Origin of the sequence: Trinickia soli (assembly GCF_002879855.1) — a bacterium.
GTDB lineage: Bacteria > Pseudomonadota > Gammaproteobacteria > Burkholderiales > Burkholderiaceae > Trinickia > Trinickia soli.
This window is the reverse complement of the sequence record NZ_PNYB01000002.1, coordinates 102,494-116,658: the sequence shown is the minus strand read 5'-3', so window position 1 is coordinate 116,658 and position 14,165 is coordinate 102,494. Positions and strand designations below refer to the sequence as shown.

General features: G+C 63.9%; 11 protein-coding genes and 1 pseudogene. 3 read left to right on the top strand and 9 right to left on the bottom strand.

Features of this window, described 5'->3' with window-relative positions; translation table 11 throughout:
* Nucleotides 1-94 precede the first annotated feature (94 nt).
* A complete protein-coding gene (locus C0Z19_RS02835) occupies nt 95-2,380 on the bottom strand; it encodes an AsmA family protein (RefSeq protein WP_102608502.1) in 2,286 nt (761 codons plus the stop codon).
* Between the two features lie 224 nt (nt 2,381-2,604).
* Here C0Z19_RS02835 and C0Z19_RS02830 point away from each other — a divergent pair, with 224 nt between their 5' ends.
* Entirely contained in the window at nt 2,605-3,297 is a 693-nt protein-coding gene (locus C0Z19_RS02830) for an ABC transporter ATP-binding protein (RefSeq protein ID WP_102608286.1), read from the top strand.
* A complete protein-coding gene (locus tag C0Z19_RS02825; RefSeq protein ID WP_102608285.1) occupies nt 3,294-4,103 on the top strand; it encodes an ABC transporter permease in 810 nt (269 codons plus the stop codon). Before C0Z19_RS02830 ends, C0Z19_RS02825 begins: the two co-directional genes overlap by 4 nt.
* Nucleotides 4,104-4,138: 35 nt before the next feature.
* Here the strand turns inward: C0Z19_RS02825 and C0Z19_RS02820 are convergent, their stop codons facing one another.
* Nucleotides 4,139-4,693, bottom strand: a complete 555-nt coding sequence (locus C0Z19_RS02820; RefSeq protein WP_102608284.1) for a DUF6013 family protein — start codon at nt 4,691-4,693, stop codon at nt 4,139-4,141.
* Between the two features lie 155 nt (nt 4,694-4,848).
* On the opposite strand from C0Z19_RS02820, the gene serB reads away from it, so the two are divergent.
* Nucleotides 4,849-5,688 (top strand): phosphoserine phosphatase SerB, encoded by an 840-nt coding sequence (gene serB, locus C0Z19_RS02815; RefSeq protein ID WP_102608283.1) that lies wholly within the window; start codon nt 4,849-4,851, stop codon nt 5,686-5,688.
* 77 nt (nt 5,689-5,765) lie between these two features.
* Here serB and C0Z19_RS02810 read toward each other — a convergent pair whose 3' ends face one another.
* The 7 genes and pseudogenes from C0Z19_RS02810 to phaC all read right to left on the bottom strand — a co-directional run bounded on the left by C0Z19_RS02810 (nt 5,766) and on the right by phaC (nt 14,074).
* A complete protein-coding gene (locus C0Z19_RS02810) occupies nt 5,766-6,953 on the bottom strand; it encodes a cystathionine beta-lyase (RefSeq protein ID WP_102608282.1) in 1,188 nt (395 codons plus the stop codon).
* A 5-nt stretch (nt 6,954-6,958) separates the two neighbouring features.
* Nucleotides 6,959-7,303 (bottom strand): annotated as a pseudogene (locus tag C0Z19_RS29140) (hypothetical protein); the annotation flags it as partial.
* Nucleotides 7,304-7,751: 448 nt separating this feature from the next.
* Entirely contained in the window at nt 7,752-9,164 is a 1,413-nt protein-coding gene (rimO, locus tag C0Z19_RS02800) for a 30S ribosomal protein S12 methylthiotransferase RimO (protein WP_102608281.1), read from the bottom strand.
* A gap of 188 nt (nt 9,165-9,352) precedes the next feature.
* Nucleotides 9,353-9,919: a polyhydroxyalkanoate synthesis repressor PhaR gene (phaR, locus tag C0Z19_RS02795; protein WP_102608280.1), complete on the bottom strand. Its 567-nt coding sequence runs from the start codon at nt 9,917-9,919 to the stop codon at nt 9,353-9,355.
* 147 nt (nt 9,920-10,066) lie between these two features.
* Nucleotides 10,067-10,807, bottom strand: a complete 741-nt coding sequence (locus tag C0Z19_RS02790; RefSeq protein ID WP_102608279.1) for a 3-ketoacyl-ACP reductase — start codon at nt 10,805-10,807, stop codon at nt 10,067-10,069.
* 100 nt (nt 10,808-10,907) lie between these two features.
* Nucleotides 10,908-12,089, bottom strand: a complete 1,182-nt coding sequence (locus C0Z19_RS02785; protein WP_102608278.1) for an acetyl-CoA C-acetyltransferase — start codon at nt 12,087-12,089, stop codon at nt 10,908-10,910.
* 116 nt (nt 12,090-12,205) lie between these two features.
* Nucleotides 12,206-14,074 carry a class I poly(R)-hydroxyalkanoic acid synthase gene (gene phaC, locus C0Z19_RS02780; RefSeq protein WP_233195968.1) on the bottom strand — a complete coding sequence of 623 codons (1,869 nt, stop codon included), beginning with the start codon at nt 14,072-14,074 and terminating at the stop codon, nt 12,206-12,208.
* Nucleotides 14,075-14,165 lie beyond the last annotated feature (91 nt).

Sequence of the window (14,165 nt, the reverse complement as noted above, 5' to 3'; positions counted from 1 at the left end):
CCCAGTATTTTAGCAAGGTTTTGCCGTTCTCACCGGCCCACGCACGAACGCGCGACCGAGCCCTCGCGCGCAGCGCGAGCCGCGGGCAGCCGCGTCAATGCGCGGCAGCATGCACGCCCGGCGGCGGCGCGCGCGGCGCCGTGCGCATTTGTGCCAACAGCGCGTCGCACGGGGTGGGCTTCGTATGGCTCGGCGAGATCAGTGGAATCAACGCCGCCAACGGGTTCAGCAGCCCGAGGCCCACTGCCGCGCCAGCGCGCAGCGCGATTGCCGTCTTGCTCACGCCGACGTCGGGATGCTTGAACGTACCTTTGACGTACAACGGCGAGCGCAGGGTGATGATGCGAAAACCTTTCGTGTGAGGATGGATCGTCAAATTCATCGTCTCGTCGCGCAGATTGATCTTCCCGTCCATGCCGATGACGGCGTCGGCCGTATCGAGTGCGAACGTGCGCGTGTCGAGCACCCCGTCCTGAGCCGCGAAATCGGCCGCCATGCAATTGATATCGATGTCGCGCGTGCCGAACAGCTTTTCGTACACGACGTTCGCCACGTTCAAGCCCGCGGCTTCCATGAGCAGCAAGCTCACCTTGCCTTGAGTGATCAGCAGCTTGGCCTCGCCGTCGAGCGTCGCGCCCAATGCGGCCGGCGAATTGCCCGTCGCCGAGAGGCTCGCGTCGCCGTTGACTTCGCCCAGCGCCGACTGCATCGTCTTTTGCGTCGGAAACAACTGCTTAAGTCTCAAATGACGCGCCGACAATTTCATCCGCGCCTTCAAAGGCGCCGCTGCACCGTCGAGGTAGAAGTTCGAAGACAATGTGCCGCCCGCCACGCCGAAGTTCAACGGATCGAACGTCAACACGCCGTCTTTCATGATCACGTGCGTATCGACGTCGGTGATCGGTAGCGCCGGATCTTTGAGAATACGCCGCCCTTTGAACGTGACGTCGGCATCCATCGCCTTCCAGCGATCGGTGTGAAATGGCTCGACAGGCAATGCACGGTTGCCCGGCTGCGCGACGGCCGCGCCGCGCCGCGCCTTGTTCGCGTTCGAATCGGCGCCGACGATCGGCGCAAGATCGGAAAACCGCAGCACATTCGACGACACATGCCCCGTCAACGCAGGTCGGGGCTCGCGCGATCGATAAGTCAACGTCCCTTCCAGATCGCTGCCCCCGACGCGCCCCGTAAAGTCCTTGTACGTGAAGACATTCGCTCCCGGGTTCAACTGTCCGATGAGGCGGCCGTCGGTGGCGTAAGGCGGCGTTTGCGGCAGCGTTACGCCAAGAATCGAATACAGATGCGACAGATCCTGGCCCTGCAACCAAAGCCGCAGATCGAGCGCGGAGAGATGGGCCGGGTCGGTCAATGTGCCGACGAGCGCAAGCCGCGTATCGCCCACTTTGACGTCGGCTTGCAGCGGGAACGGACGATTGGCGTCGCGCAGCGCCAGAACGCTGCCCAGCTTGCCCGTACCCGAGATGTCGGTCTTCCGGTAGCTGCCTTTCGCCTGCCACGCGAGCGAGTAGACGAGCGATCCGTCACGATGGGCGGCGGTAGACGACGCGGCGGACGCCGCCGACGCCGTGCTTTGCGATGGTACCGTTCCCGAGGCGGCGTGCGCCGGCGAAGCGGCCGACGGGCTCGACGCCGCCATTTCCGCTGAGGCTTCCTGCGCCCCCAAAGCTGTCTTCGCTTGCGACGCCAGCTTTCGCGCGCCGCCCCGGCCGACGACCTGCGCAGCGGCGCCATGCGAGACCGCCTCTTGCTGCTTCATGACGTCGCCTATGGGAAGCGGATGGCCCAGCGTATCGACGTCGACGTTCAACGCGACCTGCTTGACCTCGTCGGACAGCGCAACGTGCCCTTTGTCAAAACCGAGATCGGCCAGGCGCAGCGTCCAGCGCGACGGGCCGTTCGATTTCGGCAGGTTGAACGTCCAGTTGTCTCGCCCATCCTTGAGCCGCTCGAGATCGATCGACGGGTTGACGAGATCGATCGACGGCACCGAGATGGTCCGCGCCAACAACGGCAACACTTCGACATCGAAGCTGATTTTGTCGAGCTTGGCGAAGGTTTGCGAGGCAGCCCACGCAGGATTGCCGACCGTCACGTTGCCAGCCGAGAACCGAGGCCAGGGCACCCAGGCACGCCAGCCATGCTCGCTCACGGGGCGCTGCCAGCCGACGCGCAGATCGCCATGGATGACGAACGGTCGTCCAATGGCCTGGGACACCTTGTCGTCGACCCAGGGCCGTGCCCGATTCCAATCGAAGGTGACAACGAACACCGCTATCGCCGCGCACAGCACAAGCACGATGACGATAATCCAGGCCAGGACTTTGCCCGTCGTGCGGGCGACGGTGGAAGGATGCGCCATGCGAAGTGTCGGATGATTGTTCATGGGCGGCATCGCGCGACGCTGTATCGTGCAACGATGCCGAGCCTCCATACCTGTCCCGGGCAGCAATTGATGTGCCGCGGATGTGCCGCGTGACGTGCGCGCTTCGCCTATCATCGCAAGCTGCGCCTACGTTGTAACCGCTTACCTGCTTACATGCCTGCCAGCATGCTTGAACGCGTTTCGCCGAAAACGTCCATCCGATGATCGCTGCCAACCTGCTCGAAGCGCGCGCCCTCGCGCGCCGCGACCCGCGGACAGCCGCGACGCTGCTCGCCGAGACCGACTTTGTGCTCGCTGCAAGCGAGCGTGTGGTCATCACGGGCCCATCCGGCTCCGGCAAAAGCGTCTTGCTGCGTGCGCTTGCCCTGCTCGATCCGCTCGACGGCGGCCAGTTGCTATGGCACGGGCGCAGCGTCGAGCGACGCGCGATTCCGCGCTTTCGACGCAGCGTGGCTTACGTGCGGCAGCGCCCCGCGCTCGTCGAAGGAACGGTCGAAGACAATCTGCGCTATCCGTATTCGCTGCGCGCTTATCGAGACCTGCGCTTCGATCGTGACGGCGCGGCCCGGCTGGCTCGCGCGGCGGGGCGCGGCGAGCATTTCCTCGATAAGCGCGCGAGCGACCTTTCGGGCGGCGAAGCCCAGGTGACCGCGCTCATTCGCGTGCTCCAACTTGCGCCCGAGGTATTGCTGCTCGATGAGCCAACGGCTTCGCTCGACCCTGACACGGTCCGCGCGATCGAAGCCCTCGTCGACGATTGGTTCATAGCCGATCGTTCAGGGCGGGCGAGCATCTGGGTGTCGCACGACCCTGCTCAAGCCGCCCGTGTCGGACAACGACACCTGCAGATGCGTGCCGGTCGCCTCACCGCGCCCGAGGGAGACGCCGCGTGAATCCCGGTCTGCACAATCTCAGTCTCGTCGATGTCGGCATCGCGGCGCTGCTCGTGATCGTCAACGGCGCACTTTCGGTTGCGCTATCCCTCGGGCTCGGACGCCAACTGGCGTTGGCCGCCGTGCGCACCGTCGTGCAGTTGCTCGCGATCGGCTACGTGCTCGGCTGGGTCTTTTCAGTCGATCGCTGGTACGTGGTATTGCCGCTGATGGCCTTGATGACAGTCATCGCCGGCTTCGCCGGCGCTTCGCGCGGTGCGCACACGTACGCCGGCCAGCGGCTCGACAGCCTCGTATCGATCTGGATCAGCGCCTGGCTCGTGGCGGCGGTCGGCTTGTTCGCCGTCATGCGCATTCATCCTTGGTACGCGCCGCAATATGCGATTCCGATTCTCGGCATGATTCTGGGCAATACGTTGACAGGCGTCTCGCTTGCCATCGAGCGAATGACCGAAGAATTGACGGCGCGACGCGATCGGGTCGAAATGGCGCTGGCCCTTGGCGCGACGCGTTGGGAGGCCGCGCGTGGCCCGGCCCGTCAAGCCGCCCGAGCCGGAATGATCCCGACGCTCAATCAGATGGCGGTCGTCGGCGTGGTCAGCCTGCCCGGCATGATGACAGGCCAGGTGCTGGCCGGCCAATCGCCGCTGCAGGCGGTTCGCTATCAGATCGTCATCATGTTTCTGATCGCGGCGGCGTCGGCGCTCGGCACCGTGGGCGCGGTGCTGCTGACGTACCGCAGGCTGTTCAGCGCCGAGCATCGGTTCATCGCGACGCGGCTCGTCGAGCGCGCGCGGTCGCGCTGACCATGACGCACCACGCCACTGCGCAGAGCGATCGGCTAAGGTTTCGCCGAAATGGTCACCTGTGAGCCATCGCTGAGCGTGATCGTTTTCGCGCTGCCGTCCGTCGACATCGTGAAACGCACGACCTGGCTCAGCGTCGAGACGCCGGGACATTGAAGCGTCTTGCCGCCCGACTTCGCGCTGATCTTTCCATGAGGCGCACTGGCATGCACGCTCAATTGCACGGTAGCAGTGCCGTCTTCGGCCACCGTCGGCGCGAGCCTGATGCGCATTTCACGCTGTGCCTCATCGTTGGTGTCGAGCGTAAAGGTCGCGTAATTCGGGCATTTCTCCGGGACTGTCACGGGGCCACCGGGCGGCGGCGTCATCCAGGTGTAATCGTCGGTTTGTCCCGAACGGATCGTGCGTGTGTCCTGCGCATTGCCATAGATCTTCGATACGACCTTGACCGTGTACTTGATCGGTCCATCGGCCGGCGTCTTCGATGTGACGGTGATCGGCGGCGCCGCTTGCGCGATTTGAGCGAAACCACTGGCCGCAAATGCGGCGACGCAAACCAAAACGGCTACAGGCTTCAAACGAACCCTCATGCTCACCTCCTGGCTGGGCGGGCGCTCCGCTTTGCGGGGCGCGACCGATGGTCATCGACGCGTTGTCAGTCTAACCCCAACCGACCCGCTACAATACCGGGATTTTCCGCCCATAGCGGCAGCCCGCCGGTTTCCTACAGCGCATCGCCATTTTCATGAATCTCGTCGTCCAAAGCCCCGAGCCGTTCGCGGCCGCCCATGTCAAGCCGCTCGTCGCACTCGCCCGCGGCGCGCAAGCGCATACGATCGACGGCCATGCACTTCGTATCGCCGATGCCGACCCGCGGCAACGTCTCGATATCGAATCGTACTGTTCGACCCACGCGCTCGATTACGCCTTCGTCGAACCGGGCCGTACGCTGCGCGACTTCGGTCTCGTCGCGATGGACATGGATTCGACGTTGATCACGATCGAATGCATCGACGAAATCGCCGATTTCTGCGGCCTCAAAGCCGAAGTCTCCGCCATCACGGAAGCGTCGATGCGCGGCGAGATCAAGAATTTCAACGAAAGCCTGACGGCGCGCGTGGCGCTGCTCAAGGGACTCGACGCATCGGCGCTCGAACATGTGTTCACGGAGCGTCTGCGCTTGTCGCCCGGTGCGCAAACCATGTTGGCGGGCGCGAAGGCGGCCGGCCTGAGCACGCTGCTCGTTTCGGGCGGGTTCACGTTCTTCACCGAACGACTCAAAGCGCAGTTGGGGCTCGATTTTGCCTGCGCGAACACGCTGGAAATCGTCGACGGTAAGCTGACCGGCAAGGTGACCGGCGAAATCGTCAACGCGAGCGTCAAAGCACGGACGGTGCGCGAGACCTGCGCCAGGCTCGGCATCCCCACGTCCCGGGCCATTGCGCTGGGAGACGGCTCGAACGATTTGGAGATGATGGCGGAAGTGGGCCTGTCAGTCGCGTTTCGCGCGAAGCCGGTCGTGCGGGCGGCGGCCAGCGTCGCGTTCAATCACGTCGGTCTCGACGGGTTGCTGCGCTTGTTCTGAACGGCCATCAGCCGGGTCCGGCCCGCCCCGGGCAAAGCGCGCAGGCCCGATAGCCTGCGCGTTTTATCTGGAATGGCTCAGCCGAGCGCCGCCGCCATCGCGCGCGCGACATCGGCGCACAAGTCCGCCTCGTCTTCGAGCCCGACATAGAACCGGACCAGCACGCCGCGGTGCGGCCATTGCGATTCGGAGCGCATCGACGCAATGTCGTACGGCATCGCCAGGCTATGCGCCCCGCCCCAACTCCAGCCGATGGCGAACAACTCGAGCGCCTCCACGAATGCATCGATCTGCGCCGGGCTGTAACGCTCGTCGAACACGACCGAAAAGAGGCCGCCGGCTGCCGTGAAGTCACGCTTGAACGCAGCGTGGCCCGGGCAATCCTCGAACGCAGGGTGCAACACAGCCGCGATCTCGGGCCGCGCTTTGAGCCAATGAGCCAGCGCGAGCGCGCTGCGATCATGCGCTTCGAAACGCGCCTTCATGCTCGGCAGGCTGCGCAGCACGAGCGAACAGTCATCGGCCGACACGCCGATCCCGACACGCATGCGCGCACGCTTGAGCTCGTGGTGCAGTTCCTCGCTCGCCGTAATCGTGGCGCCCATCAGTATGTCACTCCCGCCCGACTGGTATTTCGTGAGCGCTTGCACGGAGATATCGACGCCGTGCTCGAGCGGCCGGAACGCAAGGCCCGCCGAGTACGTATTGTCGATCGCCGTCACGACGTTGCGCGCCCGCGCGGCCGCGGCGATCGCCGGAACGTCGGGGACTTCCATCGTCACGGAACCCGGGGCTTCGAGCCAGATCAGCCGCGTGTTTGGTCGAATCAACCCGGCAATGCCCGCGCCGATCATCGGGTCGTAGTAGCGGACCGAAAGGCCGAAGTCGTGTGCGAGCCAGTTGGCGTGCTCGCGATTCGGCGAATAGACGTTGTCGGGAATCAAAACATCGTCGCCGGCTTTGACGATACCGAAGTAGACATTCGAAATCGCCGACAGCCCGGACGGCTGCAACAGCGCATACCTGCCACCTTCGATCTGTGCCAGACGCTGCGTCAACGCAGCCGAGGTGGGCGTCGCATGCAAGCCGTAGCGCCACTGCCCGTCGTTGCGCCAATCGGCTGCCCGTACGGCGGCCAGATTGGGAAACACCACCGTCGACGCGCGCATGACGGGGGTCGAGAACGATTCGAAGCCGGGCGAAAGCTCGACGTCGGGATGAACGATACGAGTCTGGCGTGCGCGAGAGGAAGCGGAGTCGGTCATGGTCACGGTGTCGATGAGATGCCCGCAAGCGGGCGGAGAGCGAATGGCTGGGGATCGGAATCGTCGATGTTCATGCGATCGCCGGCAAGCGAGCCGTCGGCGGCAAAGCGCCCGACCCAATTGCCCGTGATGGTCGTGCCATCGTTCGATTCTTCGATTTCGAGCACATCGCCTTCACGGTCGCCGGCTACGAGCACGACTTCGCCCGTATCGACGAATTGATATTCGCCATGCACGCCCGTCGGATCATCGGCGTCGGCCTTCTTACCAAGACGCAACACGATCCGGCGCGAGCCCAACATGCCGGCATAGCGTGGGAAATGGGCGAACTCCGGATTGGGCACAAGCGGGGCCGGCGCACGCGGCACCGCGACCGCGGCCGCATCGGCGGATTGTCGAGCGATTGCGCCGGCCGCATCCGTGGCCTGCCGGTTGACTGTTTCCGCTGCATCCGAAGCGCTTTGCCCGACAAGGCTGGCCGCATCGGAACGTCGGTGCGCCACCCAGCCGGCTGCGTCGTCGGCCTGTTGACCGATCGCGGCGCCTACCGCGGTGGCCGCCTGAGCCCACACCGAACGCGGCCAGAGCACCAGCAGCACGAGCGAGCACAGCACTGACAGGATGGCGCCCCCGGCGCACAGGTGCGCTTTGCCTTCACATCGGTCCTGCTTACCAAACCGCGCCCTCATCGTGTCTCGGTCCTCTGATGGCAGCATCTTGTTTTACCGCCGCGCGAAGATGACGGCCATGCCGGCTCGCCATGGCGGCTTATCGTTACGCGAACAAAGCGAGGCAGCGTCAGACTTCGCCCCACAGATCGTGGCCGTCGGCGCCCGTGATTCGAACCGAGACGAAATCGCCCGCCTTGTAGCGCTTCGACGCCTTGGTTGCGGGAGCGACATAGACAACGCCGTCGATTTCAGGCGCATCGGCGGCCGTGCGGCCGATGCCGCCGTCGGCATTGACTTCGTCGATCAGTACTTTGAGCGTCTTGCCAACCTTGCGTTTCATGCGCTGCGCCGAAACCTCCTCGGCGACTTCCATGAAGCGCGCACGGCGCTCCTCGCGCACTTCGTCGGGCAACGCGCCATCGAGCTCGTTTGCGCTCGCCCCTTCGACGGGCGAGTAGGCGAAGCAGCCGACGCGATCGAGTTCGGCCGCGCGAACGAATTCGAGCAGCGTTTCGAATTGCGCTTCCGTTTCGCCGGGAAAGCCGGCGATGAACGTGCTGCGGATGGTCAGATCCGGGCACATGCGGCGCCAGGCGGCCACGCGCTCGAGCGTGCGCTCGGCATTGGCCGGCCGCTTCATGCGTTTCAGCACTTCGGGATCGGCGTGCTGGAACGGCACATCGAGATAAGGCAGCACGTGGCCTTTGAGCGGTCCTTCGGCCATCATCGGAATGATTTCGTTGACGTGCGGATACGGATAGACGTAGTGCAGCCGCACCCACGCCCCGTACTGCGCCGCGAGCTCGCCCAGGGCGCCGACGAGTTCGGTCATGCGCGTCTTGAGCGGCCGGCCATTCCAAAAACCGGTGCGGAACTTCACGTCGACGCCATAGGCGCTCGTGTCTTGCGAGATGACGAGTAGCTCCTTGACGCCCGACTTGAACAGATTCTCGGCTTCGAGCATCACCTCGGCCACGGGTCGCGACACGAGATCGCCGCGCATCGAGGGAATGATGCAGAACGTGCAGCGGTGATTGCAGCCTTCGGAAATCTTCAGATACGCATAGTGGCGCGGCGTGAGCTTGATGCCGGCAGCCGGCACGAGATCGACGAACGGATCGTGCGGTTTCGGCAGATGGCTATGGACGGCTTGCATGACCTCACCGACGGCATGCGGGCCCGTGACGGCCAGAACCTTCGGATGCACCTGCTCGATGAGCCCCTCGCCGCTGGCGCTCTTTTTCGCACCGAGACAGCCCGTCACGATCACCTTGCCGTTTTCGGTCAGCGCTTCGCCGATCGCGTCCAGGCTCTCTTGTACCGCTTCGTCGATGAACCCGCAGGTGTTGACGACGACGAGATCGGCGCCATCATAGGTGCCCGAGATCGCGTAGCCCTCCGCGCGCAACTGCGTGATGATCTGCTCGGAATCGACCAGCGCTTTGGGGCAGCCCAGCGAAACGAAGCCCACTTTGGGCGGTTGAGACGCTGCCTGAGGCGTGGCTGGCAAAGGCTCGGGGGAAGCGGAAGTGTGCGGCATGAGGTGATCCAGCGAATGGCGAAGACTCCGGCCCAGCGCTTCGCACGCGATTTCGCGGCCAGCGGCTCACCGGACAAACGTGGGATTATACGCTCGGCGCCCGGTCGGGCCGGCACCCCGTTCTTTCGCCCGGCGCGCCCCCAAACCTCCGTCCGGGGCCGACACTACCACCCGCTCCCGCACGTTCGTTACTTCTTCTCCGGCTCGGAACCCGTGCCCGGCTTGAAGTTGAACGAGCTGAACATCGTCTTGGCCTGGTTCTGCATCTGTTCCTGCATCTGCACGAACATGTTTTTCGACTGCTCGATGTAGCTCGTCATCATCCCTTGCATCATCGGCGCCTGCATGTTCATGAATTGCGACCAGACCTCGGGGTTCAGTGCATTGCCTTCATAGAGGTTCTTCGACTGCTCGGCCAGCTTGTTCTGAATCTCGATGAACGCTTGAATGTTCTTTTCGAGGTAAACGCCCATCATGCCTTGCATCGCGTGACCGTAAAAACGGATGATCTGCGAAAGCATCGACGAAGAGAACATCGGCACCCCGCCGCTTTCCTCCTCGAGAATGATCTGCAGCAAAATGCTGCGCGTCAGATCCTCATTGGTCTTCGCATCGATGACCTTGAAATCCTCCTGATCGAGCACGAGCTGCTTGACGTCGCTCAGCGTGATGTACGTGCTCGTCTCCGTGTCATAGAGCCGACGGTTCGGGTACTTTTTAATGAATCGCTCGGCTGTTTTCTTTGTAGTCGACATGTAATGCCTTTTATGAACGCAACGCAGCGCAATGACGGCGCTCCTTGAATCCGCCACGTCTGCCGCAGCGAACCGGACCCCCGAAACCCATATACTTTAACGCGTTTTGCGCCGACGGCCGTGGGAACCGCCGCCGGCGCCCGGGCGTCAGCCCATATGCAAACCGCCGTTCAACGAGAAATCGGCGCCCGTGGCGAAGCCCGATTCGTCCGAGGCCAGCCAGGCGACGATCGATGCGATCTCGTCCGGCGTGCCCAGACGGCGAACCGGAATCGTCGCGATGATCTTCTCGAGCACGTCGGCGCGGATCGACTTCACCATGTCCGTGCCGATGTAGCCCGGGGACACGGTATTGACGGTCACGCCCTTGGTTGCCACTTCCTGCGCAAGGGCCATCGTGAAGCCGTGAATGCCGGCTTTGGCCGTCGAATAGTTCGTTTGCCCGAACTGACCCTTTTGCCCGTTCACCGACGAGATATTGATCACGCGCCCGAAGCCCCGCTCCACCATGCCGTCGATGACTTGCTTGGTGACGTTGAACAAGCTCGTCAGATTCGTATCGATGACGGCCGTCCAATCTTCGTGCGTCATTTTGCGGAACACGACGTCGCGCGTGATGCCCGCGTTGTTGACGAGCACGTCGATTTCGCCCACCTCGGCTTTCACCTTGTCGAACGCGGTCTTGGTCGACTCCCAGTCGCCCACGTTGCCCTCCGAGGCGACAAAGTCGAACCCGAGCGCCTTTTGCTGCTCGAGCCAGGTGACGCGCCGTGGCGAATTCGGCCCGCAGCCGGCGACCACCCTGAAGCCTTGCTTATGAAGGCGTTGGCAGATCCCGGTGCCGATGCCACCCATCCCGCCCGTTACGTACGCAATACGCTGAGTCATGAATCACGCTCCATTCCTGTGTATTGCAGGACGCCTGCCGGCGACCCGCTTCGTTGCCACCGCAGTGCTCCAACAGCTCTGCCCGCGGCTGTTGCGCGCATCAAGCGCGCTCGACCGCCAATGCGACGCCCATCCCCCCGCCGATGCAGAGCGACGCAAGGCCACGCTTCGCATCGCGCTTTTGCATCTCATGCAGCAGCGTGACAAGAATGCGGCAACCCGATGCGCCGATCGGATGACCGATCGCGATCGCCCCGCCGTTCACGTTGATCTTCGACGTATCCCAACCCATTTGCTTATGGACTGCCAGCGCCTGCGCCGCAAACGCTTCGTTGATTTCCATGAGATCCAGGTCGCCCACCGACCAACCCGCGCGCTCGAGACAGCGGCGCGATGCCGGCACCGGCCCCATGCCCATCACCTTCGGATCGACGCCCGCGTTCGCGTAAGCCTTGATGCGGGCAAGCGGCGTCAAACCGAGCGCCTCAGCCTTCTTCGCCGACATCACGAGCACGGCGGCCGCGCCGTCGTTGAGACCGGAGGCGTTGGCGGCCGTGACCGTGCCTTCCTTCGAGAACGCCGGCTTCAGGCTCGACAGCGCATCGGCCGTCACGCCATGGCGCACGAATTCATCGGTCACAAAGCGCAACGGTTCGCCTTTACGCTGCGGAATCTCGATCGGAACGATCTCATCGTCGAAGCGGCCGGACTTTTGCGCGGCCTCGGCCTTGTTCTGCGACAACGCAGCGAACTTGTCCTGCTCTTCGCGCGTAATGCCGTATTCCTTGGCCACGTTCTCGGCGGTGATACCCATGTGGTACTGGTTATAGACGTCCCACAAGCCGTCGACGATCATCGTGTCGACGAGCTTGGCGTCGCCCATGCGGAAGCCGTCGCGCGAGCCCGGCAACACGTGCGGCGCGGCGCTCATGTTCTCTTGTCCGCCCGCGACGACGATGTCGGCGTCGCCCGAAATCACTGCGTTCGCCGCCAACATCACGGCTTTCAAGCCGGAGCCGCAGACCTTGTTGATGGTCATGCCGGGCACGGCGCTCGGCAAGCCGGCCTTGATCAGCGCCTGACGCGCCGGGTTCTGGCCCGAGCCGGCCGTCAGCACCTGTCCCAAGATGACTTCGCTCACTTGTTCGGGCTTGACACCCGCGCGTTCGAGCACCGCGCGCACGACGGCCGCGCCGAGGTCGGGCGCAGCAATCTTCGCGAGCGAGCCGCCGAATTTGCCGACCGCCGTACGGGCGGCCGATACGATCACTACGTCAGTCATTTGTGACTCCTTGCGGGTGAGGCGGCCTGAGGGCCGCGCATCATAGTTAAAAAGCTTCCCCAGCCCCGATCAACGCCGGATCGATCGATCCGACCCGTCGCCGGCCCTCGGTTGAATCAATCGCGCTCTTGCACGTACCGGCCCGGTGCGGGTTCGATAACCGGGTACTCGGCCGAGCCCAACTGCGCACGCACCTTGACCTTCTTGCCGCCGTACTGCTCGAGCCATGCCATCCACTCCGGCCACCAGCTGCCCGGCTTTTCGACGGCGCCGTCGAACCAGTCGTCCGGATTCTCGGGCAACGCCTTCTCGTTGCCTTCATGCGACCAGAAACTGCGTTTGCCCTTCGCCGGCGGATTAATGACGCCCGCGATATGCCCCGATGCGCCCAGCACGAAACGCTGCGGCCCCGTCAGCAGCGGCGCCGAAGCGTACGCGGTGCGCCACGGCACGATGTGGTCATCGCGCGAGCCGTAAATGAACGTCGGGACATCGATGCGCGAAAGGTCGAGCGCCTCGCCGCAGACGGTCAGTGCGCCCGGCTCGCGCAAGCGGTTCTCCAAATACGTGTTGCGCAGGTACCAGACGTACATCGGCCCCGGCAGATTCGTCGAATCGCTGTTCCAGTACAGCAGGTCGAACGGTGCGGGCGTGCGGCCTTTGAGGTAGTTGTCGACGACATAGTTCCACACCAGGTCGTTGGGCCTCAGAAAAGAGAACGCGTTCGCGAACTCGACGCCGCGCATGAGCCCTGGCGCCGCGCCATTCAGGCCGCCGATCGCCTGCTCGCGCATGCGCACGTGCGATTCGTCGACGAACACGTCGAGCACCCCCGTATCGGAGAAGTCGAGCATCGCGGTGAGCAGCGTCATCGACGCGGCCGGATGTTCGCCACGGGCCGCCAATACGGCCAACGCCGTCGCGATCATCGTGCCGCCGATGCAAAAGCCGAACGTATTGATCTGTTCACGCCCGCTGACGCTCTTGACCACGTCGATCGCGGCCAGCACGCCCTCGCTCATGTAGTCGTCCCAAGTCTTGCCAGCCAGCGACGCGTCGACGTTGCGCCACGAGATCATGAAGACCTGATGGCCGCAGTCGAGCGCATGCGCGACAAGCGAACTCTCGGGTTGCAGATCGAGGATATAGAACTTGTTGATACAAGGCGGCACCATCAGCAGCGGCCGTTCGAACACGCTCGGCGTGTGCGGCTTGTACTGAATCAGTTGCATCAACTCGTTTTCGAAGATGACCGCGCCCTCGGTCGCTCCGATGTTCTTGCCGACGACGAATCTCGATTCGTCGCTCTGCGAAATCTTGCCGCGGCGCATATCGGCCAGAAGATTCATCACGCCTTGGCGCAGGCTCTCGCCGTGGCTTTCGAGCAGCGCCTTCTGCGCCTCGGGATTCAGTGCGAAGAAGTTGCTCGGTGACGCCGCGGCCGTCCACTGCTGCACGGCGAAGCGAATCCGTTCGCGGGTCTTCGCGTCCGTATCCAGGGCATCGGCGAGCGCCTGCAGGTAGCGGGCGTTCAGCAGATACCACGCCGCCATGTAGGCGAACGCCGGCGTGGCTTTCCAGGCGTCCGCGCTGAATCGACGGTCGGGCAACTCGGGCGGCGCCTGGTCGGCCGCGCCGGCCTGCTGCATGAGAGCGAGACAGTCGCGCGAGTAATCGGCCTGGAGCTTGCGCAACTTTTCGGGCGGAATCGCCGCTACCGGCAGTTGCATGCCCGCGAACGCGTGGCTGGCGTCGGCCATCGAGGGCATCGAGGGCATCGTCATACCCGGGAACCCGCCTGCCGGCATTTGGGGCATCTGCGGCATCGCGAACGGGAGCGGAAACGGGAATGGCGCGCCGCTCGCACTGCGGTTCGCCTGCGCGGCCGCCCCGCCCATCTGGGCCGCCTGTGCCGCGGACGGCCATTTGCTCGGATCGGCGAACGAACGCCAGGCGCCCATCCAGGCTTCGAACATGCGTTGCATGTCAGCGTTGCCGGCTCCGGCTTGCTGCGCGCCGCTCGTATGGGTTTCGGGGTGAGAAGAAGTCGATCGAGATTTTGATGCAGTCATACCC